19 protein-coding genes are annotated in these 25525 nt (G+C 54.5%); all 19 read right to left on the bottom strand.

Annotated elements, in window-relative coordinates; translation table 11 throughout:
* Positions 1–314: 314 nt before the first annotated feature.
* Positions 315–1280: an AAA family ATPase gene (locus GQS10_RS10125; RefSeq protein ID WP_166241637.1), complete on the bottom strand. Its 966-nt coding sequence runs from the start codon at positions 1278–1280 to the stop codon at positions 315–317.
* A gap of 221 nt (positions 1281–1501) precedes the next feature.
* A complete protein-coding gene (locus GQS10_RS10120) occupies positions 1502–2776 on the bottom strand; it encodes an APC family permease (RefSeq protein WP_166241635.1) in 1275 nt (424 codons plus the stop codon).
* 25 nt (positions 2777–2801) lie between these two features.
* Positions 2802–4379, bottom strand: a complete 1578-nt coding sequence (locus GQS10_RS10115) for a DUF3369 domain-containing protein (protein WP_166241633.1) — start codon at positions 4377–4379, stop codon at positions 2802–2804.
* Between the two features lie 2 nt (positions 4380–4381).
* The gene (locus GQS10_RS10110; protein ID WP_166241631.1) at positions 4382–5908 is read right to left on the bottom strand and encodes a sensor histidine kinase; all 1527 of its coding nucleotides are present in this window, start codon (positions 5906–5908) and stop codon (positions 4382–4384) included.
* Positions 5909–5913: 5 nt separating this feature from the next.
* Entirely contained in the window at positions 5914–6303 is a 390-nt protein-coding gene (locus tag GQS10_RS10105) for a hypothetical protein (protein ID WP_166241629.1), read from the bottom strand.
* A gap of 66 nt (positions 6304–6369) precedes the next feature.
* Entirely contained in the window at positions 6370–6975 is a 606-nt protein-coding gene (locus GQS10_RS10100; protein ID WP_166241627.1) for a YdcF family protein, read from the bottom strand.
* A 16-nt stretch (positions 6976–6991) separates the two neighbouring features.
* Positions 6992–7462, bottom strand: coding sequence for a large conductance mechanosensitive channel protein MscL (gene mscL / locus GQS10_RS10095; protein ID WP_166241852.1), 471 nt, complete (start codon positions 7460–7462; stop codon positions 6992–6994).
* A 166-nt stretch (positions 7463–7628) separates the two neighbouring features.
* The gene (locus GQS10_RS10090) at positions 7629–8306 is read right to left on the bottom strand and encodes a peptidylprolyl isomerase (protein WP_166241625.1); all 678 of its coding nucleotides are present in this window, start codon (positions 8304–8306) and stop codon (positions 7629–7631) included.
* Between the two features lie 54 nt (positions 8307–8360).
* Entirely contained in the window at positions 8361–9245 is an 885-nt protein-coding gene (locus GQS10_RS10085) for an ABC transporter ATP-binding protein (RefSeq protein WP_166241623.1), read from the bottom strand.
* Between the two features lie 4 nt (positions 9246–9249).
* Positions 9250–12099, bottom strand: coding sequence for an ABC transporter permease (locus GQS10_RS10080; RefSeq protein WP_243735091.1), 2850 nt, complete (start codon positions 12097–12099; stop codon positions 9250–9252).
* 18 nt (positions 12100–12117) lie between these two features.
* Positions 12118–13164, bottom strand: a complete 1047-nt coding sequence (locus GQS10_RS10075) for an efflux RND transporter periplasmic adaptor subunit (RefSeq protein WP_166241621.1) — start codon at positions 13162–13164, stop codon at positions 12118–12120.
* Positions 13151–13843: an ABC transporter ATP-binding protein gene (locus GQS10_RS10070; RefSeq protein ID WP_166241619.1), complete on the bottom strand. Its 693-nt coding sequence runs from the start codon at positions 13841–13843 to the stop codon at positions 13151–13153. The genes GQS10_RS10075 and GQS10_RS10070 overlap by 14 nt, the downstream gene beginning before the upstream one ends.
* Positions 13844–14031: 188 nt before the next feature.
* Complete coding sequence (locus GQS10_RS10065; protein ID WP_166241617.1) at positions 14032–16806, bottom strand: transglycosylase domain-containing protein; 2775 nt, start codon at positions 16804–16806, stop codon at positions 14032–14034.
* A 103-nt stretch (positions 16807–16909) separates the two neighbouring features.
* Positions 16910–17149, bottom strand: a complete 240-nt coding sequence (hfq, locus tag GQS10_RS10060) for an RNA chaperone Hfq (protein WP_166241615.1) — start codon at positions 17147–17149, stop codon at positions 16910–16912.
* Between the two features lie 4 nt (positions 17150–17153).
* Positions 17154–18113, bottom strand: coding sequence for a tRNA (adenosine(37)-N6)-dimethylallyltransferase MiaA (miaA, locus tag GQS10_RS10055; RefSeq protein ID WP_166241613.1), 960 nt, complete (start codon positions 18111–18113; stop codon positions 17154–17156).
* Positions 18113–18889: a class I SAM-dependent methyltransferase gene (locus GQS10_RS10050; protein ID WP_166241611.1), complete on the bottom strand. Its 777-nt coding sequence runs from the start codon at positions 18887–18889 to the stop codon at positions 18113–18115. The genes miaA and GQS10_RS10050 overlap by 1 nt, the downstream gene beginning before the upstream one ends.
* A gap of 59 nt (positions 18890–18948) precedes the next feature.
* A complete protein-coding gene (mutL, locus tag GQS10_RS10045; protein WP_166241609.1) occupies positions 18949–21027 on the bottom strand; it encodes a DNA mismatch repair endonuclease MutL in 2079 nt (692 codons plus the stop codon).
* Positions 21028–21097: 70 nt separating this feature from the next.
* Positions 21098–22555, bottom strand: a complete 1458-nt coding sequence (locus tag GQS10_RS10040; RefSeq protein ID WP_166241607.1) for a S41 family peptidase — start codon at positions 22553–22555, stop codon at positions 21098–21100.
* A gap of 25 nt (positions 22556–22580) precedes the next feature.
* A complete protein-coding gene (gene mutS, locus GQS10_RS10035; RefSeq protein ID WP_166241605.1) occupies positions 22581–25472 on the bottom strand; it encodes a DNA mismatch repair protein MutS in 2892 nt (963 codons plus the stop codon).
* Positions 25473–25525 lie beyond the last annotated feature (53 nt).

The following is a 25525-nucleotide window of genomic DNA, read 5'->3' as shown; positions in this document are numbered from 1 at the left end:
CAATGACTTCCTCTTTGAATAAAAAAACACCCGCCCCATGGCTGCGCAGCTGCGCAATGCCAAGGGACGAGCGTTATGCCCGCGGTTCCACCCTAGTTGGTATGCTGTTATCGGCCCAATACGCCGCAACGCCAGCACACCCTCTTTTCATGCATCGGCTCCGAAATGCCTCTTCCCCGCTTCTGTTCCCGGGCTTCCACTCTCCCCGGTTCGCTGATGCACAGTGCAGCAAGTACTTTTTTTCGTCATCGCCTGCGTAAATATACCATTTTCGGTATTCATCTTACCGATTTCGCGGTGCAAAGTCAAGGAGGCTATTTGTTCAGCTTCAAATCCTCGGGGCGAATCGACATCAGCTCTTGGCGGGACGGCACGTTTGGATACTCGTTGAGCACGCGTACCGCATGATGACGAATCGCCTTTTCCAGCGCATTGCGCACATATCGTGCATTACTGAACGTGTACCACGCGCTCGTTTTCTCATCCGCGAGGTGCTGCTTCAGCTTATTAACCGCCTGCGGCATGAGCACATATTCTCGCTCTTTGGCCATCAGCTCGGCAATTTGCAGCAGCTGCTCGACGCTGTAATCCGGAAACTCCACTTGGATTGGAAACCGTGACGGCAGCCCGGGATTCGTCGCCAGAAATTGATCCATCTCATCCGGATAGCCGGCAAGAATCAAAATAAAATCGTTCTTCTTGTCCTCCATCCCTTTGACCAAACAATCGATCGCTTCCTTGCCAAAGTCCTTCTCCCCGCCGCGCGCCAGGCTGTACGCCTCGTCGATAAACAAGATGCCGCCCATCGCTTTTTTCATCAGCTCTCTTGTTTTCAGCGCCGTATGTCCGATGTATTCACCGACTAGGTCTGCGCGCTCCACCTCGACCAGATGCCCTTTGGAAAGCACGCCCATCGCATGAAATAGCCGCGCAACGATGCGGGCTACTGTCGTTTTCCCCGTACCGGGATTGCCTTTAAAAATCATGTGATACACATGGGAGTTGCTTTGCAGCCCTGCATCTGTACGGTACTGCGCGACTTGCAGCATGGCGTAAATCTCGTACACGAGATCCTTCACATTGTCCAGGCCGATCATATGCTCGAGCTCTTTAAAAATTTCCGCGAACGGCCCTTCGCTGGCCAGCTGCTTTCCGGCGGCCTGTCTGCCCGCTTCCGCAAGCGGAGCGCTGATCGGATCAGGTTTGCGGAGCACGACCTGAATTTGCCTGGAGGCTCTGGCGGCGGAAACCGGGTCGTTCGAACTCACATGCCCATTCATCGAATTCACCTCGTTCGGGTAGGTGCTGGCTTAGGTAGACATGAGCCTGCAGGGGTTCCCCTTCCTACATCGTATGGCTTGCATACGTTGTCCTATGCCTGTGCCTGCCTCCTAACCGGAACAAGCCTTTGCCCCGCCGCACCATTCCGTAAAACTGCCAATAGCGGCATGATCGAACTGGAGCGGAATTAGGCGGTCTCTCACATGAACGGAATCGTTTATCATCCTTCTATGCCTGTCTTCTCCAGCTGTACGCCGTCACTTGCCTCACGCCAGCGTAAATAGACGACGCACACCGCGGCAACGACGATCGGGCACACTAAGTAACCGTAGGAAAACGGCGCAACGGCCGTGCAGCATACAGCGGCAAGCAGCGCCGAGACCCGGCCGATCCGGTCCTTCCAAAGCAGCTTCACACAGGCGAACGAAGCGATGATATACACAAAGATACCAAGTGAGGTTGGCACCAGAATGAGCTCTTCAACCGGTATCTTGAACAGCAGACTAGCCGCCAGCGTAAGCGTGTTGGTGACAAAGAAAAACAGCACGCCTCGCTGCGGTGTCCCCTGTTTGTTCCGCTGCAAAAACCAACGGGGCAGCTTCCTCTCTTCCGCCATCGCATAGCAAAGGCGTGAAGAGCTGGCCAAGTATACATTAAGCGTGCCCGCACAAACAATGCAGGCAACAATCGCCGTCGCGAAGCCGGCGCTGACCCCGATGGCCCGGCTCATCAGCGCCGCAAGCGGGGCGTTCGTTCCGTCTGCGCCGTACCCGCCCGTGCCGACAGTAACAACCGAAAGAAGCGTATACACCGCGCCGATGAGGAACACACTGGACCATGTCGCCCGCATCACGTCGCGCTGCGGCCGGCGAAACTCCGGCACGAGATGCGTAATGCTCTCCCAGCCAAAAAAAGCCCAAAAAATAAGCACGCACGCTTGGCCGATTCCGCTGATTCCGCCCGGTGCAAATGGCGTGAAATGCTCCGCACGAACATCCGGCAGCGAAAAGCCGATCGTCAGCAGCAGCAAGACGAGCACCGTGCCGCTGAGCACCAGGGAAAACGCTGCGCTGGCACGCATGCCCAGCCAATTGGTTACAGCGGCGGCAACCAGAAACAGCCATGCGAAGCCATAGGTCGCTGCCTCCGGCAGCCCGAACACGGCGCTGATATAGCCGGCTCCCGTCAAGCCGACAACCGCCTGGCCGCAGCAAACCCACACAAAAAAGAGCCATCCGACGATGGCGCTCCACGTTCTGCCATAGGCCTGTCCGACGATCGTCGCAACACCGCCGTAGTGCTCATATGCAAGAGCGAGCCGGGCAAACGTATAAGCTAGCGGAATGCTGAGCAAAGACATCAGCACCCACGATATGATCGAGGCGGGGCCTGCCAGCTCCGCCGTGTTGCCGGGCAGGATTAATATTCCCGACCCGAGCACCGCCCCCATGTACAGGGCGACACCCTGCACATAGGTAATCGATCTCGATGACATGATGTTCCTCCGTCCTTATCCGATCCTAAAAGATTTTGCTGTCATCGTATTTATCTCGAATATACAAAAATTGCTCCACATGCTCCAAAAACAAATCCACTAAACGAGGGTCAAATTGCTTTCCGCGCTGCTCCCGAATATAAGCAATGATTTCCTCCATCGGCCACGCTTTTTTATACACTCGTTCCGAAGCGAGCGCATCGAACACATCCGCGAGCGCCGTGATCCGCGCAAAAATATGAATCTCATCCAGCTTCAAGCCGTTCGGGTACCCGCTCCCGTCCGCCTTCTCGTGATGCTGCAGGGCGATTAACGCCGCCGCATGAATTATTTTTTGATCGGAATGCTGGAGCATGGAATACCCGATTGTCGTATGCGTCCGTATGACATCAAATTCCTCGCTCGTCAGCTTGCCCGGCTTATTTAAAATATGATCGGGAATGCCAACCTTGCCGACATCGTGCATCGGAGATGCCAATCGAAGCAGCTCCGCATCCTCCTCGGACAGCCCATACAGCTGGGCCAGCACCTTAGAGTATTCCGCGACACGCTTAACGTGAAACCCCGTTTCTTTGGACCGAGTCTCCACGATTTCACCAAGCGTAAAGATGATTTCCTTTTGCGTATGCTCAAGCTCTTCATTCAAATAGATATTGTCGAAGGCCACCGATACGTTCGAGGAATAAATTTCAATCAAATAGCGGTCCCAGTCCTCCAACGGGCTGGAGCCCTGCATATAAATCGCGTTTTCCGCCCCGGTTTTGCTGCGGAAATAAATAACAAAACGATCCTCCATAAATAGGCTTGTTTTTGCTGCAAACGCCTGCTCAATATCACGCAAAATCGGCTCCGGCGCCACATCGCGCAGCCTCCGGTCCACTTCGCCCGAATAATCTCCCGTTGCCGCCACAATCACAGCTTCCTGGCCTCCTCCGCTTACCGCGAAGCTGGAAATATTGGCATGGATCGCGTTGCGGTTTAGCTGCAATATCGATACCAGCTGAGAAAGCACCGCCGAAGAAAACTTTTTCATCGACTGCATTTCAAAAATGGTCGACGAGGATTTAATAATTTCTTCTAAACCGAGCTTATTGTTCTCGATAATTTTTAAGTTCTGATACGTACGAAGCGCGGCAACCAGTGTTGTATACAGCTTCTGTGCCGTTAATTCGGTTTTTTCCTTGTAATCGTTGATGTCGTAATGCGTAATCACATCCCGCTCCGGGGCTTGTCCCGGCTGGCCTGTCCTTAAAATAATGCGCACCGCCGAATTCCCGAGCTCCTCGCGAATATAACGAACGAGATGCAGACCGGAATGCTCCTCTTCCATCACTACATCCAGCAAAATCACGGCGAGATCGGTATGAGCCGCCAGCACTTCACGAGCCTCTTGTGCCGAGTAGGCGCTCACCCATTCAATGCCTTTGCCCGCGTATTCAAAATCGGACAGCACCATTCTCGTAACCTGATGAACCTCCGACTCATCGTCAACAATGGCGATCTTCCATTTTCCTGCCTCAACCGCCCAAGACTGCCGCTCTATCTCCGTCTCCTCATCAGCAAATAATAATTCATCCTGCAATTCGTTGTTGTTGTCAAGCATGGTCAAACCTCCACCTGAGTTGGAAATTCTATCGTAAACACAGCGCCTTCGCCCGGCGAGCTGTGGCACTGAATTGTGCCGTTCAGCCGTTGAGTCACGATGTTATACACAATATGCATGCCGAGTCCTGTTCCTCCGCCGCTTCGATTCGTCGTAAAAAACGGATCGAAGATTTTACGCAGTGTTTCCTCTTCCATGCCTTTTCCGTAATCCCGATATACCAGCACCGCTTTTCCGTCCCGCTTGGAAATGTGGAGCTCCATTCGCCCCGCTTCCTCAGGCCCGTATGCATGGGTAGCCGAATTTATCAAAAAATTGGTTATTATTTGCGAGATGGCTCCCGGGTAGGTGAAAGCCTCTACCTCCCCGTCACCCTCAACGGTAACTTGATGCCGGGTTCGTTTCAGCTGCGGCTTCAGGCTTACGATTACTTCCTCGATGTAACCTTTTATAAAAACACGCCGCTGAACCTCGCTGGATTGATCCACGGACACCTGCTTAAAGCTGCGGACAAGCTCACTTGACCGATGCAGGTTCGACAAAATCATGTCCGTCGTTTCCGACATATTTTCGATATAGTGCTGCAGGTCGGAGCGCTTCAGCTTTCCGTCGCGGATCAGCTTCTCCATCTCTTCGGTACGCTGCTTCACAAAGGAAGCGGCCGTCACACCTATGCCGATCGGGGTGTTGATTTCATGCGCTACACCTGCCACCAAGCTGCCGAGAGCGGACATTTTTTCCGCTTGGATCAGCATTTCCTGTGTGCTGCGCAGATTGACCATTGCATCCTGTAAATCCTTGTACTGCTTATCCAGCGTCTCCACCATTTCATTAAAAGCGGAGGCCACCTCGTTAATTTCCATACTTCCGGGGATGTTCACCGGCTCATACGCTTTACCGCTTTTCACGGAAAACGCCGCTTCGCGAAGCTTGAGCAGAGGCTTCAGCAGGATTCTCCGCTGCAGCGTGAACAACAGCAGGATAAGAATGAGGCCCGCAATGACGCTGACAACGATGGTTCGCTGAATACGGGTTTGAATCATCCGCTCCTCATCCGAAGCATTTATGGTAAAACCGACTGCCCCGATAATATGACCGTCCTCAATCAAGGGCTCCAGCAGCTTAACGGTCGGAATCCCAACGTATTCTGTCGTAGAGCGGGAAATATGCGTCTTCGAATCGAGCAGCGGCACCACATTCGGCTCGACTTCACCAACGGTAATTCGATCCGTGGAAGCTAGCACCTTCCCTTTTAAATCAAACATCGTCAGTTCCAGCACACTCGGATTACGATAAGTGATATAATCAAAGATTTGCTGCACATCCTCAATCGAATGCGACTCCTCGTATCGCCCGTTAATTGCGGTTGTGATCCCTTTGAGCTGGCTGGAGTATGCCTCATTGATGGCGGAGCGGAGCATCATTGCTGTATATGCGAGATGAAACAATGTCAAAACGGTCAGCACGGCGGCAGCGAGAATGATCATTTTCAGCTTGATGCTGAGGTTGAATTTGAACAAACGTCTCATCGATTTCACTTCACTTCAAACGCAACGGAATCCGTTACATCGTATGGCGTATGATCATTATTGTGGAGCGATACCTTTACCGAATGCTCGCCTTTGGAGAGCTCCGTTAATACAACCCTTTTACTGACTACGGATTGTTTTTCCCCGCTATCTACGTACATATGGATATGGCCTTCCCCTTTGCGCCGCTCTTTTCCTAAGTTGTTTTCGATGTTCAAATCCGTTTCTATTTGTACCGTCGCTTGATTTCCTTCTACGGTAACGTTCACCTCAAGCGTCGGCTTGAATCCCCCCGCATGAGTTAGCTCGGCATGGCTCGTATGTAACGCTTCACTCGAATCCGGCGACTTGGAAGCTGCCGACGGGTCGCCTGCGCAGCCTGCCAGCACAGCCATACCGCATAATAATACGGTTTGTTGAAAAAAAACTCGCATTTTCTTCTGTCTCTCCCCTATGTACAATCACTCTTCTGTTTTATATGTCAGTCTGTCCCACCGCCATTTGGCAAAGGCCAGCGTCTCCCTCGCTTTATGCCAAGGCATCCAAAGCACATTGGATGCGGTCACCGCCACATGAACGGGCTCCATTCCAACAAACTCGGCAATTTCCTGCGTACGTGCGCCGTGGTACTGATGCGTCACAATGACTGCGGTCTGCAGCCCGTGAGCCTTCATCACTTCTTTACTAAAAAGCACGTTTTCCAGCGTGCTCGTTGCCTGATTCTCCTCAAGCACCGCCTGTTCAGGAATGCCCTGCTGTACTAAATACCGTTTCATCCCCTGCGCTTCTGTCCATTCAGATTGAGGGGTATCGTACCCGCCGCTTACGATGAACGTATGGAACGTCCGCTCCCGGTACAGCTGAATTGCATAATCGAGCCGCTCTCTTAATGCAGGGCTTGGTGCACCGTTCCATAGTGCGGCGCCTAGCACGATGGCACAGTCTGTCCGTTCGGGAAGCTTGCTGTGCTCGACCGAGGCGATCCTCCACTGTACGTATCCGGTCCATAGCAGACCGGCCGCAAGCAGTAGGATTACCGTACGCCGCAATACTCTCCATGCCTTCATCGTGCCGATCCTCCGATTAATGCGACTTATTTATTTGTACGGATATTTCCAGCTGTGAAGTACAGTGCTTGCAGCGCACCGCTTTGATCGGGATGTCCGACAAGCAGTATGGACATTCCTTCGTTTGCGGCTCGGCCTTTATGGATTTCTCCTGCTGGCGTCTGCGGAAACGATTGAGCTGCCGGATGACAAGAAAAATGGAGAAGGCAACAATGGAAAAATCAAGCACATTATTAATAAAAAGGCCGTAGTTGATTGTCGGAGCACCCGCTTCCTTCGCTTCAGCCAATGTACCATAAGGAGTTCCCGACAAGTTTATGAATAAGTTGGTGAAATTAACTTTCCCAAGCAAGAGCCCGATCGGCGGCATGATGATGTCGTTCACTAGCGAGGTAACAATTTTCCCGAACGCTCCGCCGATAATTACACCGACTGCCAGATCGATCACATTACCCTTGACGGCAAAATCCTTAAATTCCTTTATAATCGCCAATCCATTCCCCTCCTTGAAGAACACCTAAATTTTTCATCCTTCTGTTGTACTATTCGCCGCGAATCATGTCAACTCCTGTAGAAAAATAAAATAACGGAGCATAAGCCCCGTTATTTTACGTTACATTTATGATCTCGAATTACACTCTGAAATCGACCGGTTATTCCGCAGCGATAGTGATAGAATCAATCGTCACCTGCTCGGTAGGCTTGCTAAGCTCGCCGCGCGCATCGCGCTTCGTTGGAACAGCATCAATTTTCAACACATTGTCCATGCCCTCAATCACTTTGCCGAAAATCGTAAAGTTCGGCTGACTGTTCAGCGCCTTGCTGTTCTCTCCGGTGCAGATAAAAAATTGGCTGCCATTAGTATCCGCCTTCATTGAATTAGCCATCGCAACAATTCCGGTTTCGTACTTTCGACCGCCGCCCAGCTCGTCCTCAAACTGATAGCCCGGCGACCCCATACCGGTGCCCGTAGGATCTCCGGATTGGATAATGTAGCCTGGAACGATCCGGTGAAAGGTCACTCCTTCATAAAAGCCTTCTTTTGCCAAAAATACAAAGTTGTTCACCGTCTTGGGAGCAGTATCGGCAAATAATTCGACGGTAAAGCTGCCCTTAGAGGTTTGAAACGTCGCTTTGTATTTTTTTGACGGATCGATCGTCATCTCAGGAGGGTTGTCCCACTGAAGCTTTTTCTTCGTCTCCTCCTGCGGTGCGTTCGGCTGCGCGCCTCCCCCGGCATGATTCGGCTCGGTTTTTCCTCCGCAGCCGGCCGTCAGCCCCACCAGCGCAAAGAGGCTGAGAGTAATCATTGCTTTGTTCCAAGTGTTCATTGTATTCACCCGCTCTTCGTAGTTGAGAATTGACACCAAGAAAGTATAGCATAATTATTCCTCAGGAGGCAGCAGAACGATACGTCCCTCTTCCCAGGCAATTCGTACTTTGCTAGAATCCGACATGCCTGCCTGTTCCAACAGGGAAGACGGAATCTGCAGACGGCCGGCCTTGTCAATAACCGCATATTCAACATGGGAATCCGCCGAACCGTCCTGCTTGTCCCCATCGCCCAGCTCGGCTAATTCCTCGGCATACGATACTTTGCGGATCATCTCCGAGGAGGTCTTGCCGTCGCGAATCGCTACCACCCGATCGACCTTACGCGCCAGCATCGGATCGTGCGTGACGATGACGACCGTCAACCCAAGTGTGCGGTTGAGCTCGCGGAATAGATCCAGGATTTGCTTAGCCATCGCCGTATCCAGCGATCCGGTCGGCTCATCGGCAAGAAGCAGCTTCGGTCCGTTGGCCAAAGCGATGGCAATGGCAATCCGCTGCTGCTCGCCGCCCGACATCTCGTGAAGCTTATGCTTTGCTTTATGGGACAGCCCCACCGCTTCGAGCAGTTCAAGAGCGCGCATACGCTTGCGTTTGCCTTGAAGCAGGATCGGCAGCTCAATGTTTTCCATTGCGGTTAAATAGGGGACGAGATTGCGCGCATTATTTTGCCACACAAAGCCAACCGTTTCCCGCTTGTACCGAACCAAATCCCGCTCCTTAAACTGCAGTAAATCCTGCCCGTCCACGTGAAGCTTACCGGCGGAAGGACGGTCCAATCCGCCCAGCATATTCAGCAGCGTCGATTTCCCGCTTCCGCTGTTGCCGATGATCGCCATCATTTCCCCGGCGTCCACCCGAAGATCCAGCCCCTGCAGAGCAACGACCTCAAGCTCGGCCGCCTTGTAGATTTTGACAAGCTCTTCACATTGAATCATTTGATTAATCCTCTCCCAGCTTCACAGCTTGGTGTATCTTAATCCGCGTCAGCATAAACGCCAATATTCCAAGCGCCAGTACAATCATCGTCCCGAAAAACAGGTTCAGCTTTAACAGATCAGCCGCCTCCATTTGAACCTGAAAAGGCGGTACGGTCGTTTTCGGATCGAAGCCAAGCTGAAACAGCGGCACAAACAACCGGCTCGTTACGTTGCCTGCGGCCAGACCGATCACGAGGCCGGCGCCCGAAGTCAGCAGCTGTTCAAGCGTAAGCATCGTAATCACTTCCTTTAACGAAATCCCCATCGCCCGGAACACGCCGATCTGCAGCGTTCTTCCGCGCAGCGTCAGGATCCAGTACAGCAAAAATCCGCAGAAGCAGACGAAGACCGAGGCAATAAAGCCGAGAGTCATCACGCCGTTGATCGCGAGGCGGAACGGATCATTTTTGGAGTCGGTTAAGCGCTGCAGCGTGTCGCTGTAGGATTCCAAAGGCAATCCCGCCTTTTCGATACCCTCTAAAAGCTCCTTGCGCGCCACCGGCTCCGTAAGGCTTACCCACGCTTCGTAAGGCTCCAAAGCAAGACGGTTTTGGATCGTATCCAGATGGCCGACAATCAGCATCGGAGCCACCGGTTTTTCTCCTGCTTTTTCCGAAGGCTGCGGCATCGGATTAAAGGTCGGGAAATAGTCGATGATGCCATAAACAATGAACGGCTTCGCCTCTACTTTTTCCCAGCCGACCATCAGCGTGTCGCCTTCTTTGACATTGTACGCTTCCGCCATTGTCCTGGAAATGAGCACCGCACTCGGGTCCTCGGCGATGAGATTTAAATAATCATAGTAGTGATGCGGAAGGAGCCCGTCTTTCATCCAGCTCGCCCGTCCGAACTCATCCGTGTCTATACCGAACAGCTTTGCCGTCCCGCGGTCATTACCGGCCGAGAAAACCGCCCCGCCCTTTATAAATACACGTGCAGCATCCTGAACGCCCGGGAGATCGCGAACAGCGTCAAACGGCGGTTCCGTGTATTGCACACGTTTTCCGCTACCGAGCGAAGACGCTCCATCGTCCCCGGCAGGCGCATCGCTTTGCCATTGGAACGTAAGCACGACATCGGAGCCGGCTTGGTAGCGGATTTGATCATCCATATTTTCATTCATTGTGCGGGCCGCACTGGCACTAAACATCCCCGTCGACATCGTCAAAATAATAAAAATCATTAGAAATTGATATTGATGAATCGAACGCCCTACTTGAATCAGACTGTTATAAGCAGAGGGCGACCATCTGCTGCGAAACATGGCGTATATTCCTTGAATGACCAGCGGATACAAACGAAGCAGCAGCAGCCCGAATCCGACGGCAAACAAGCTCGGTACGAGAAATAAAAGCGGATCGATCGCCAAATCCGACGAATCCAGCCCCAGTGCCGTAAGATCCGCAGTTCTGCGCCGAAACATCGTATAACCATAAAGAGCTATCGCAATGAGCACGAGGTCGAGAAACCACTTATGCCACAATGGACGCTGCAAGCCTCTCGCCGACGCACGCTTTTGACTAACGATGGTCATTCTGGAAGCCAAGAAAGCGGGGATCAGCATAAGCAGCACAGCAGCTCCAACCGCAGCAGCTCCGTATTTCCAGGCTTCCGCACTCAGCTCCGCGGCAAGTGCGCTGCGGTTCACATATTCGAGAAAGCCGTTGGAAGCGCCGAGAACTTTCGTTAAGCCTAATCCCAGCCATACGCCTGGTACGAGAGCGATCGCGGCGAGCAGTACACTTTCTACGAAGTAAGAGCCCATCACTTGAGCCCTGCTGGCCCCGCGGCTGCGGATGACGGATATTTCCGTTTTTTGCCGGTCCATAATTAAGCCGGTTACCATCAATAAATAAAACATTAACAGCGCCATCACAGGCACATTTAAGGACCACAGCAGCGTTTGCAGGCGCTGTTCTTTTTCAAAGTACGTAGTGAGAATCTGATCAAGCGGAAAGCTCATCGTGTAATTCGCATAACGTTCCGCAAAGAAGCCCTCCGCTTCTTTATGCAGTGCGAGAATCGTCTGCACATCCTGCAGCTTAATGTGGTTGTAGTTAAGTGCAAAATGCCATTCGCTCCCGCGCACCGGAATGACCTGCTCCACCGTAAACGATTTCTCAAACAACTCAAACGGGACAAATAAAGCGGATTGATAGGAGCCCAAGGAAGTTGCTGAAAAAAACACATCGCGGTCATCCTTTTTCTCAAACACGCCCACAGGCATCACCCGCAGTGGCGTTGGCGAAGCCTTGTCCTGCATGATGAGCTCCTGCCCCAGGACAAGATCCAAATGATTCAGCGCCCGCTCAACCACGAGCACCTCGTACACCCCATTGACTGGAGATGCGCTTGGCATTCTCCCGTCGATCAGCCGGATATGCTCTTCCAATCCGCTGATCGCTTGAAGCTGTGCGTCGCGTTCGACCGTCGGGTCATAGCGGCTCGAATCTGCGGCTACAAAGGTGTACATGTCCGTATACCTTTCCCTCACTGAAGCCAGCATATCGACGGGCAGCCGTTCCTGCTCCATGCGCTTTAAATATGCGTCGGTCTCATGGAACAGCTTCAACCGCAGCTCCGGCGCGGTATCTCCGCTCGCATGGACTCTCGTCGTAAACGATGCAGGAAACGTTCCCGTCTTCATTTGCGACTGTTCCAGCTCTTTCACCAGCATCCGCTGTAATATTGCATGTTTATAGATCGGCATACTGGATGCAAGAGCAGCCGACAAAATCATCCCTCCGAATAAGGAGAGCATCAACCAACGGTTTTGCGCCATTTTGCGCAAAATCATCGTAAACAGCGCCATGTCCGTCCCTCCGATGGATTATTGCAAAATGACCTGCTGACCTTCTTTAATGCCTTCGAGCACTTCCGTTTCCGTTTGGGTTTCAATGCCCTTTTGAATATCGATTTCCTTGCGGCTTTCACCGTCCAGAAGCTGTACATAGGTACGTCCTAAATAGGTGCGTACCGCCCGGTTCGGAATTACCAGTACATTTTCTTTACTTTGAAGCGTGATCGAGAGATCGGCCATTTTGCCGATTCCAGCACCCTCAGGCAGTCTAGGCAAAGAAATATACAACGATCTGGAATACGCCTCGGCGAGACGCTTATCCTCGGTAAAAGGTGCGGAAGACGGCGTCTGGACGACCGATCCCGCCACTTCGCTCGTGCCGATCTTCACCTTGGCCTCCATCCCGACCGACACCGCCTGCAAATCATTGGCAGCGCTCGTCGAGTAAGCGATCCGCAGCTTAGACTGGTCGGAAACCGCCGCCAAAACCGTGTAAGCGTCGAGCTTGTCCCCCGGCCGCATTTCCGCCAAGAACGTGATCACTCCATCCGCCTTCGACAGGATCCGGCGGTTGGCCAAGTCCTCCTGCGCCATTCGCAGCTGCTCCTCCGCAATCTCCAGCTCCAGTGCCGCGATCCGGAGCTTCGCCTGATCCTGTGTGCTCTGATCGCCCTCCTTCGACTGCAGCTCCTGCAGCGCAAGCTTCTTCTTTTCCACTTCAAGCATTTTTTGCTTTGCCACCAGCTCCAGCCCCTCATTTTCCAGCTGAATAAGCAGATCGCCCTTTTTTACCGTATCGCCGGCTTTGACCAAAACTTCCGAAACGCGAAGTCCCGATTGCTTCGTCTCGTGATAGGTAATCTCGTAGGATTCGAAGGTACCGACGCCCTTCAGCATCTTGGCGATAGTGCCCCGCTTTACCTCCGCCGTTTCCACCTTTTCCTTCACCGGCTTCACAAGCGGCGGCTTTAATGCCTGCTCCTCCTCGGGAAGCAGCGAGCAGCCGGCAGTCGCCAAAGCCACAGCTGCGGCAATCATGATTTTCCATACCGCCGTGGTTCCGTTACGATTCAACAATGCGTCCATCCTCCAATGCGAATACGTGATCGACGATCTCCATAATAGCCGGGTCATGTGTCGTCAATAATATGGTCATCCCGTGAGCCTCAACAAGCTCTTTAAACGCTTTCATAACTTGCAAGCCCATTCGGCTGTCCAGCTCGGCCGTCGGCTCGTCGGCTAACAACAGCTTCGGCCGGTGGGCCACAGCTCTGGCAATGGCGACCCGCTGCTGCTCCCCGCCTGACATTTCGTTGGGGCGGTGCTTCATCCGCTCCTTTAACCCGACAGCTGCAAGCGCCGATTCGGCGTACTCCTTGCGAAGCGAAGCCTGAACGCCCGCGATTCGCAGCCCAAATTCTACATTTTCATACGCCGACATGTACGGCACTAAGGCGAAGGATTGAAAAACAAGCCCGACGTGCCTGCGGCGAAGCTCATTTCGTTCCTTCTCCGAAAGCTTGGAAAGGTCGGTTTGCTCCAGCCACACCGTTCCTGAGCTTGGCTGGTCCAGACCGCCTAACATATTCATAAGTGTCGTTTTGCCCGATCCGGATCTTCCCTTTAATGCGACAAGACTTCCCCGCGGTACAGTAAGACTCGCGCCCTTGAGCGCAGTAACGGCGTTCGCCCCCTTGCCGAATGTTCGTACGACATTCTGCGCCTGCAAAACAGTTGCCTGCGACGGCTGCGACATATCCACTCCCCCTCCCCCTATATCTATAATCGCCTGTTACAACAACCATATATTACCTGACGTAGACTGTCATTACAATGAGAACGCATACAATTTATGAAAAAAAAGGCACTTGACAGTGTTTTTCTGTCAAATGCCCCATAGAACGACTCAGCAATGGCTGAGATCCCAGTTATGGAAAAATAGTGCTACTGTACAACGGATTCAAGAACTCCCATGTTTGCAGAGCCACGATTCGACGGTTCTGTGGACCGGCTTGTGGTTCCCGTTTTATCCGGGCTGCTATTGGCGGTAGCCCCCTCCGCGCTTCCGGTCCTGCCCGAAGGCGTACCTGAATTCGTTCCGGAGGTTGTATCGCTGCCAGTGCCGCTAGTGCCGGATGTTCCGCCTGTTCCAGTTGTCCCAGAACCAGTTGTAGAGTCGGAACCAGAACCCTCACCGCTTGTTCCCGACCCGCCGGTCCCGGTTTCGGTACCGCTGCCGCTGTTCGGCTTCGTTTCATCTCCAGAGCCCGAAGGCGTACCCGGCGACCTCGTACCGCCCGTGGAGCCGCTGTTGCTGCCCGCGGAATCCCCCTCCGTCTTCTCATCGTCTTCTTTCGGCTGATTGCCCTTCTTATCGCCACCGGTCTTGGTACCGGCGCCGCTGTCACTGCCGTTATTCGGTTTGCCCTCACGAGACTTCTCGCCCTGCTTCTCCGCATCTTCTCCGATGCCCGGCAATGGGAGCGTATCAAGCAAATCGGATTCCTTTTTCGCGGGAATCTGGATGACTACCGTATTGGATTTCGCACCCTCGAGCTGGTTTTCCGCACGTACGGCCGTAACGTAATACTCATATTCCGCGCCTGCCGCTACCGATAAATCCACGACATCATTACTTGGGTGCGTACTGATCATCTTGAACTCCGCCTCTTGCTTCTCCTTACGGTAAATGCGGTAGACCACATTTGCTTCTTTCACCGGTGTCCACGAAAGCACCGCAGCCTGTTGATCCTCCGAATATTCACCCTTCAGCTCCGTTACCGCTTCAGGCGGCGCCTTGAGGTCCTGCACACCTTCCGGCTTCGTAAAATCGCCTGCCTTCGTGCCGGCCAGCGCTTTCGTCATGACGACGGAAAACACCTTTGCCGCAGCTCCGCTGCTGCCTACGATAAAATGCTTTTCATCCGGGATATCAAAGCCCATCCATATCGCCGCCGTAAGCTCTGGGGTATACCCGACAAACCAAATATCGCGCATCGCATCCGATCGCTTCACATTTTTAAGATCTAGCTGCGTTGACCCGGTTTTTCCGGCTACATTTCGCCCTTTAATTTGCGCCTGTGTACCCGTTCCTCCCGCTTCGACAACCCCTTTAAGCAGCTCCGTCATGTAATACGCGGTCTTACCACTGACCACCTGCTTTTTCGATGGCTCAAACTCGTAGATCACCCTGTCCTCGTTATCTAGAACACGCTGCACTGCATACGGCTGCATCATGACGCCGTTATTGGCGAATGCGCCATATGCCTTAGCCATGTCGAGTGGGGAAATCCCATAGGTTAAGCCCCCAAGCGCAATAGCAAGGTTGCGGTCCTTTTGCGAGTCAACCTTAATCCCGGTTTTGGCCAAGTAATCCAGCGAACGCTTTACGCCGATTTCATTAAGCAGCCAAACGGCCGGAGCGTTCATGGAGCGCTTCATGGCGTCCACCATCGTAACCTGCCCGCGGTACGTATGGTCCCAGTTCGACGGTGAATAACCTCCGGGGTACGTTAGCTTTTCGTCCGTCAGCATCGAGTACGGATTCCAATTGCCGGATTCCAATGCAGGGGCATACACCGCCAGCGGCTTAAAGGTAGAACCCGGCTGCTGCCGAATAACAGCACGGTTCAGCCCCTTTGCCGTATAGTCCCGGCCGCCGACCATCGCGGCGATCCCGCCCGTTTTATGGTCAAGAATGACCATACCGCCTTCCATTTTCTTGGACGGTCCGTCCTTTTGGAATAGCTCCGGCTTTGCGAACGCCTCTTCCGCCGCATCTTGGGCCTTCGCGTTAAGCGTCGTATGAATCTTGTACCCGCCCAAATACAGCTGCTCTTCGCTGATACCGGTCAGCTCCGTCGTTTGCTCAATGACATAATCCACGAAGTGATTCCGCTCCTGGCTGCCCTTACGCACCGGGAACGTGACCTCCTTGGCCTGCTGCTCCTCTTCCGCGCTAATGATACCCTGCTGGCGCATCAAGGAAAGCACAACGGCCCTCCGGCCCTTCGATTTTTCCGGATCGTTCGTCGGGGAATACGCACCTGGATTTTTCGGTATTCCGGCCAAGGTGGCCATCTGCGCCAGCGACAAATCCTGCAGATTGGTGATGCCAAAATGACGCTCCGCTGCTGCACGAACGCCATACGCACCGTTGCCGAAGTAAATCCGGTTTAAATACAGCTCCAATATTTGTTCTTTCGTATATTCACGCTCCAGCGCCACCGCTATGGAGGCCTCCGTTGCTTTACGGAAAAACGTTTTTTCCGATTTCGTGAACAAATTTTTGGCCAGCTGCTGTGTAATCGTGCTTCCGCCCTCCAGCGCGCTGCGATGAATGATATCCTTTACAATCGCGCGGCCGATCGCCCAAAAATCGATCCCGGCATGCTCATAAAAACGCCGGTCCTCCGTTGCAATAAACGCTTCCTGCAGCCGCTTCGGCATCTCGGACAGCGATACAATTTGCCGATTTTGTGTAATATAAAGCTTGGTAAACTCGGCACCGGAGGAATCATAAATGATCGACGTTTCCTCCATTTCAAACTTGTTGGCGTTTTCCCTTAATATTTTTTGACCATTCACATAAATGACCGCATAACCCACAATAAAAGTAAAAACCATAAGTGCCGACAACGTAAACAAAACAACTACCAGCTTTCGAATGCTGAACGGCTTTCCTTTTTTCTTTTTCTTCTTCTTTGTTGGCTCAGCCATCCTTGTCCCTCCCTCTCCTGGAAGCAAAAGAACAACCCTCATCGGGTTGCTCCGTTATGGAACTGCTATGTAATAGACGTAATTGGACAAGAAAAAGTTTCTCTTACGCCTCGTTGTTGTTCTCCGGCATCAGATTGACGTTACGCTGCGGCTGGAACGTCGAAATCGCATGCTTATATACCATCTGCTGACGGCCCTCGGAATCAATAACGATTGTAAAATTGTCAAATGCGCGAATCAATCCGCGGATTTGGAAGCCGTTCGTCAAGTAAACGGTCACCGGGATGTTGTCCTTTCGCAATTGGTTTAAAAACGTGTCCTGGATATTAATGGTCTTGTTCATCAAATTAGCCCCCTAAGGTTTGGCGTATTATCGTATTGATTTGGTCGAGCCGTTCCTCTTCCGAAGAAGGCGGTGTGACATCGATCCAATGCATATCACCCATATGACGAAACCAAGACAGCTGCCTCTTGGCAAAACGCCTTGTATTCCGTTTCAGCAGCGCAACCGCATCGGGCAACGTTACATTTCCTTCCAAATAAGCGGCAATCTCCTTATAGCCAAGGCCCTGCATCGAAGGCAGCTCCGAGGAATAACCGGATTGTAAAAGATTGCGTACTTCTTCCAATAATCCTAATTGTACCATTTGATCGATACGCGTTTCAATACGCGCGTATAATTGCGCCCGATCCATCGTCAAACAGAGCAAGCAAAGATTGTAGGGGCTTTCTTTGTTCTTTTTTTCATCCTGCTTGGATAACGGTTTGCCGGTTTGGCGAATGACTTCAAGCGCACGGATTAAACGCTTCCGGTCATTCGGGTGGATTCGCCCCGCGGCGTTCGGATCGGCCTCGAGCAGCAGCTCGTGGAGCCGCTCCGTACCAAAAGCATCGGCCAGATCATTCATCTCGGCCCGGTACGTCTCGTCCTGCTGTACGTCGGTAAATTGGTACCCATAACAAACCGATTCAATGTACAGCCCCGTGCCTCCAACGATAAAAGGCAGCTTTCCGCGGGCGGTAATGTCTGCAATCAGCTGCTCCGCGCCGCTTTGAAATTCGGCGGCGGAATACGGCTCATCCGGGGAATGGATATCGATCAAATGATGCGGAACTCCCTGCATCTCCTGCGGACTTATTTTCGCCGTACCGATATCCATTCCGCGATAAACCTGCATGGAATCTCCGGAAATAATTTCTGCATTCCACTGCTTGGCCAGGGAAATGCTGAGTGCCGTCTTTCCGACTGCCGTCGGTCCGACCAGCACGAGCAAGTTCGGTTTATTCGGATCTGGCGACGACAACATTAAACTTGAATCACTCCATAATTAAATTTCGAAGGATTGCGCAAAATCGGGCGAAATCCAAGTCTTTCAAACTCGCCGCTGTCTTTATGCTCCTTGAGCACGATTGTTTTGGTCGCGACCCGCTTGGCATGCTCAATCGACTCGTCCCGCAGCGCTTCCGCATTCGCAAGCCCGCGGATCGGCGACAATGCATTCGAATCATAGATCGGGATGCGGAACATCGGGTCGAAATAAACGACCTCCACACTGCGGTCCGGGAGGGACGCAAGCAGTTCAAGATGATCGGCCTGCACCAGCTCCACCCTGCGCATCGCCTCGTTCACTTCAGGAACGTCCGATTGATACTGCTGCAGGCCGGTCTGAACGATAAAATGCAGTAGCGCCTCGCTTTCCACAGCCAGCACACGGCCCTGCTCCCCCGCTGCGTAGGCAAATACGATCGCATCCGAAGCAAGGCCGGCCGTGCAGTCCAAGATCCGGTCACCTGCAGCAGTGCCCGATGCGTCAATCAGCGTGTCGGCCTCTCCGCGCAAAAGACGCTTTATTCTAAGCAGCGCCGTGCTCGGGTGAAAAAACAACGGCTCCCGGCCATCCTCCCGGTGGAGCTCCATGCCTTGCTCCTTCACGAGCAGGAGGATCGGGTCACCGTACGCTTGGCGCAGCTTTTGTAAAGACAAGCCCTTGCGCGGGACATACCTTCCTCCGGTCCGCAGCGCGGCTTCCCTGCCGCGCGCGACAGCCGCTTGACTCGGGTCAAGGGAGGTTGTTACGAGCATTGCGTTAACTCTCCTTTACCGCGCGCACACGCTCACATGAATACCATTCATCCTTGCCGTTACATGACGCGTTTAAACATTTTTTCAAGCTCATAGGTAGAGAAATGAACGATAATCGGCCGGCCATGCGGACACGTAAACGGCTGCTCGCATTGGCTGAGGCTGCTCAGCAGCGCTTCCGCCTCCAGCAGCGACTGCTTTTGATTCGCTTTAATGGACGCTTTGCAGGAGCAAAGGATCGCCGCCTTCTCCCGCAGCTTGCCGATGTCTGGAGCGGTTCGCGAAGCGAGCACCCAATCGATCATTTCTTCGATAATTATCTTTTCTTCGCCGCTTGGCAGCCATTCCGGATAAGCGCGCACCAAAAATCCATTGCCGCCGAACGGCTCAAGCGCGACCCCCGCTTCCTCCAGCAGCTCAAGCCTGCCTTTCAGCAGCGCTGCGTCCGATGGCGTCAGCTCGAGAGCAATCGGCAGCAGCAGCTCTTGGCTGACCGGCTCCGGGCGGGCAAACTTCGCGACGTAATATTCGTAATTGACGCGCTCATGCGCCGCATGCTGGTCGATAATGTACATGCCGTCCTCGCTCTGCGCGATGATGTACGTTCCGTGCAGATGCCCGACCGGCATCAAGCTCGGCAGCTTGCGCTTGGCGTCGGGCTCAGACGCCGCGGCATCCTCCGCCGCAGGCGGAAGCTTGCTGCGCTGCTGCGGCAGGGCGCCTTCGCCGAAGGGCGGCGCATCCGCCGAAGCGGCGCCGGCCCCGTAGGCGAGGTCGGCCGCCTGAGCGGCGTCGCCGTCGCCGGACGCGTAGACGTCCGGCACCTTCGCCGGCGGCGGCGCGTCCTCCGGCGGCGGCGAGAGCCATTCGCGGATCCGCGTCTCCGGGATCGGCGATGGCAAATGGCGCTGCGGCAGGTCCGGCGAGCGCGTGAAGCTTTTCGGCGCAGCCGGAGCCAGACGCGGCAGCTCCGCCGCAGACTGCGCTGGGCGCGCCGCCAGCCCCGGCGCCGAGGCCGGGCCGCCGCCGAACGCGCCGGTAAGCGGCGCGCGCGCAGGCGACGCCGAGCGGTACAGCTCGAGCTGCTCCTGCACCGCCTTCGGCTTCTCTTCGCCGCGTGCCTTCGGCTGCTGCGCGCGCGGAATGAGCTGCTCGCGCCCGAGCGCCGACTTCACGGCCGCCTGCAGCGTCTCGCTAAGCTCCGCTTCCTTGGAGAAACGAACCTCCAGCTTCGACGGATGCACATTAACATCGACCAAGGACGGGTCCATGTCGATATGCAGCACGGAAAGCGGGTACCGCCCAACCGGAAGCAGCGTATGGTAGCTTTGCAGCAGCGCCTGCTGCAGCCCGTAGTGCCGGATATACCTTCCGTTGACGAAGAAGGACATGCCGTAGCGGTTGGCCCGGGTCAGCTCCGGCTTTGAAACAAAGCCGGCCACCGTGAAATCCGGACTTTCCCCTTGAACGGAAAGCATCGTCTTTGCGCACGACGTTCCGTAAATGGCCGCTACCGCCTGCAGCAGGTCGCCTCTTCCCGCGGTCTGCAGCAGCACGTTTCCGTTATGCGACAGCGTGAAGGAAATCCCCGGATGCGCAAGCGCCATCCGGTAAATATAGTCTGAAATATGGCTTAGCTCGGTCTGGACCGTCTTCATATATTTCAGCCGCGCGGGCGTATTGTAAAACAGCTCCCGCACTGTAAATTCAGTACCCTGCGGAGCAGCGGTGTCCTCCTCCGCCTTCACTTCCCCGCCTTCGATCACGAGCCGGCGGCCCAAGCCGCTGCCGCTGTCCGAGGTGACGCATTCCACCTTCGCAACAGCCGCGATGCTCGGGAGCGCCTCGCCGCGAAAGCCCAAGGTGCGGATGTGGAACAAATCGCGCCCCGTCCGGATTTTGCTCGTCGCATGCCTTTGGAAAGCGGTGCGCAAATCGTCATGCGCAATCCCCGAGCCGTTATCGGCGACACGAATGAAGGAAAGACCGCCTTCTTCAACGGTAACCTCGATTCGTGTGCTGCCCGCGTCAACCGCATTTTCCACAAGCTCCTTGATGACGGAGGCCGGGCGTTCCACGACCTCGCCGGCGGCGATTTGGTTTGCAATATGATCGTCCAGCACCATGATTTGACCCATTCACACATCACCAGCCTAACCAATCTCGCTCCATGATTCTACCTTACTTATCCGTTACTTATCCGAAAGCCTATTTTGCTTCGATAACGACTTTTCCGTCCTGCTTCGACCACGCAAACGTCGGGAATTGCGATTGGAACGTTTCCAGCGGAATATAAGTCGTTCCGTTGTCATTGATCATCATTTCTTTTGTGAATCGCTTCAGCTCACTGCCGACCGTCATATCTACTGCCGCCAGCTCCCCGTTCCAAGCGATTTTGGCTCCTACCATAGCGGAAAGCAGTCTGGATGGAACCAGCACTTTACCGTCCTGCTCCTTCGTCGGAAAATCAACGTTGTAGTCTTGCCCGTTGATCAGGTCGTCGCGCTGCTGCAGCACGATTTGAATGCTGTTTTCGCCCGCCAAACGCATCGCCGTAAACAGCTGCAGCAAATCGCCCTCCACTTCAATGTCAGGCGTCAACCCAACATGGTTCACCTTTCGGAAGTTCGGCGTCAAATACTCTTCAATCGTCAGCTTCAGCTGTCCGCCGCCTGTTATTTCAAAAAAGCCCTGTACACTGCCTTTTCCATACGTTTTCGTTCCCACTGCCTTTGCGATTCCCGCATCCTGCATCATGCCTGTGAATACCTCGGAGGCGCTTGCGCTGTTTGCATTCACCAAAATATAAACGGGGGCATCAAAGTTTTGGCCGCCGCTGAAGGTTTTTGCAACCGTTTCACGGGTACGGTCTCTTTCATGCATCAGCACGCCTTCCTTCTGGAAGAGCTTCGCCATATTCAGCGTCGTTTCCAGATATCCCCCCGGATTGTAGCGCAGATCGATAATAAGCGACTTCAAGCCCTTCTCCTGAAGCTCCTTCAGCTTTGCCGCGAACAGCTCGTCCGTTTCGCTCGTAAACGATGCGACCTCAATCAATCCAACGCCGCCCGAGAAGAGATAGCCGTAAACCGGAGGAACCCCTACCGCTTTTCGCAACACTTCCAGTGTTTTCCGCTGCCCTTCGCCAGTAAGCACCTCGATTTGTACGGTGCTGCCTTCCGGCCCTTTAATCATGGCGACGACCTCTTCCATCGGTTTGCCCTGTGCGGATGTCCCGCCGACGGAAACGATCGTATCGCCTTCCTTCAGACCGGCAGTCAGTGCCGGCGAACTTGGAAACACTTCCGTAACGTACAGACCCTGCGCTTCCTCGCTTACACGAACGCCAATCCCAACGTATTGATCCTCAAGAGAACGCTGATAGCCCGTTAACTCTTCCTTCGGAATAAATTGCGTGTACGGATCCTTCAGCTGCTCCATGATCGCCTCAAGCGACTTATTCTCCAGCTCTTTTACCGATACGCCGCTTACGTGGTAATTGCCGATCAGCAGTCTCACTTCGTCCAAAGCCTGCTCGCTGATTGCCTGAGCCTGTGCCGCGCTGTCCTGCGCATACGCCGAAGGTACGGAGGATAAAAGGATGCTGGACGAAAGGGCAAGAGCGCTCCACATTTTCCATCGTGTTGAAGCTTGATTTACTGCCATGCTGTGTTCCTCTCCCATTCTATATTTATAGCTTCGTGCTAAGCTTCTTTTTTAGGTCAAATAAAAGGTTCATCGCTTCGAGAGGTGTCATGTTGATTAGGTCTACGGCCTTGATCTGCTCCAAAACAGCTTCATCCTTGGCGCTTGACTTCCGTTTGCCCGCCGCTTCCGGTTGACTTGCCGGAGTATCGAACATGCTCAGCTGTACGATCCCGGAACCGGATGCCTCCGCGGGCTCCGCTTCATAAGGCGCAGCTGATTCTGTCGATGACAGCGATTCACCTGCCGGAGCCGGTGACTCTGCGGCAATGGCAGACGCAGCCTCCTGCGCCGCGTAGCCAGAGCCCATTTCTGCGGCCCGGTCTGCTTGCGCGGCCTGTGCAGCCGGAGCAGCCGGAGCAGCGTCAGTCCCCGCGGTCGAGGCCAGCGCCTCTGCCTGAAGCGCAGCCAACCTGCCTGCGGTGCCGGAAAGATCCTTATACGTCCGAGCCTCATCTCCTTGGGCCTCGTCCGCCGACCGGGCACGCGCCTCAAAATCGTTAAGCAGCGCATAGGAGCGCTGAATAATCGTTTTCGGCAGCCCGGCGATTTGCGCGCAGTAGATGCCGTAGCTCGTATCGGCGGCGCCTCGCGTCAGCTTGCGCAGGAACGTAATTTGGCCGCCGCTTTCCTTGACCGCCATACAGTAATTGCGCAGGCCCGAAAGCGACTGCTCCAAGTGAGCTAATTCGTGAAAATGCGTCGAAACGAGTGTTTTGCAGCCGATATGATTGTGTATATGCTCAATGACCGCTTGAGCGATTGCCATGCCTTCGCCGGTCGAGGTGCCCCGGCCAAGCTCGTCGATAATGACAAGACTGCGCGGCGTCGCCTTCTGCGTCATCGTCTGAATATCCTTCATTTCCACCATAAAGGTGCTTTGGCCTCCCGCCAAATCGTCGGCCGCCCCGATCCGCGTAAAAATGCGGTCGATCAACGGCATCACCGCGCGGCGCGCCGGCACAAAGCAGCCGATCTGCGCCATCACGCACAGCATCGCCACCTGGCGCATGTAAGTGCTCTTGCCGGCCATATTCGGGCCGGTAATGAGCAGCATGCCGCCTTCCTCGCGGCTCAGCACCGTGTCGTTGGCGATAAAGGTTCGGTCAGGCAGCATCGACTCGACGACCGGATGTCGCCCTTCCTCGATCACCAGATCGCCGCCTTCATGCAGCTCCGGCATCACGTAACCGCGCGATGCGCTGACCTCTGCCAGCGACTGAAAAGCGTCCAGCGCTGCAATCGATTCCGCGAGCGTCTTCAGCTCGGCAATCCGATCGGCAATCCGATCGCGCAAATCGGTAAAAAGCGCATATTCAAGATCGACCATTTTTTCTTCCGCTTCGAGGATTAGCGCTTCCTTTTCCTTCAGCTCCGGAGTGATAAAGCGCTCCGCATTGGCCAGCGTCTGCTTGCGCTCGTAGCGTCCCTCCGGCAGCGACCCGCTGTTGGCGCGGGTCACCTCGATGTAATAGCCGAACACCTTGTTGAAGCCGACCTTCAGCGACTTCACGCCGGTCAGCTGCCGCTCGCGCTGCTCCAGCTCCGCGATCCACTGCTTGCCACCGCTGCTTGCTTCGCGCAGCTTGTCCAAATGCTCGTGGTACCCGGCGCGGATCATCCCGCCGTCGCGAACCGACACGGGCGGCTCGTCCACGATCGCCGCCTCGATCCATTCCCGCACCTCGGCGCAGTCTTCGGTCCGGCTCGCCAACTCTTGAATCGCCGGAGCCGCCGAGCTGCGGCAAAGCTCAAGCACGGCCGGCACCTGCCGCAAGGAGGTGCGCAGCGCCGCCAAATCGCGCGCATTCGCACTGCCGTACGATACGCGGCCGATCAGCCGCTCCAGATCGTACACCGGCTTCAGCAAATCCCGCGCATCGCTGCGCGCCATCCAGTCGCGCACGAGCGTGTCTACCGCATCAAGCCGCCGCTGCAGCGCATCGCGGTTCAGCAGCGGCTTGTCCAGCCAGCGGCGGAGCAGCCGCGCGCCCATCGACGTCACCGTCCGGTCCAGCAGCGAAAGCAGCGTGCCCTTTCGGCCCTGCTCGCGGACGGTCTCCGTCAGCTCCAAATTGCGGCGCGTAAACGGATCCAGCACCATAAACTGCTGCGAATCGTAGCTCTGCACCGCCGTAATATGCCCAAGCGACCGCTTCTGCGTCGTCTGCAAATACGTATACAGCGCAGCCGCCGCAGCTAGCGGCGCTTCCGCCAGTGACGAAACCCCGGCAACGCCCGCCGTTTGCAGCGGCTCCGCGTCACCACTGCTCCATACCGAGTTGACCGCATTTCTCACCGCGGACTCGCCCGTAGCGGCAAGACGCTCCAGCAGCGCCGCTTCCGCGACGATTTCCGCCGGCCGGTACGTAGCGATCTCATCGGCCAGCAGCCGATCGTCCTCGCTGGCCCCGGCCAGCTCCGTTACATACAGCTCGCCGGTCGTCAAATCGCAAAACGCAAGTCCCACATCGCCGCCGCGCACAACCGCCGAAGCGATAAAATTGTTTGATCCGTCGCCGAGCGTCTTTCCTTCCATGACCGTTCCTGGCGTTATGATCCGGACGATTTCCCGGCGCACGACGCCCTTTGCTTCGGCCGGATTCTCCACCTGCTCGCAAATCGCGACCTTAAAGCCCTTTTCTATCAATCTTGCAATGTACTGGTCCGCCGAATGATAGGGCACGCCGCACATCGGAATACGCTCAGCCGCGCCGCCTTCGCGTCCGGTGAGCGTAATTTCCAATTCTCGCGCCGCATTTACGGCGTCATCGAAAAACATCTCGTAAAAATCGCCGAGACGGAAAAATAAGAACGCGTCAGGCACCTCGGCCTTAACGGATAAGTATTGTTGAATCATCGGAGTATATTGAGCCATAAGTAAAGTCACCTTACAACGCACAAGAGTGTGCCGTTTTTGTCAATCCTTGT

The sequence above is a fragment of the Paenibacillus turpanensis genome (assembly GCF_011421635.1).
GTDB classification, from domain to species: domain Bacteria; phylum Bacillota; class Bacilli; order Paenibacillales; family YIM-B00363; genus Paenibacillus_AK; species Paenibacillus_AK turpanensis.
Note: the sequence above shows the minus strand (reverse complement) of the source record. Positions and strands in the feature narration are given on the sequence as shown.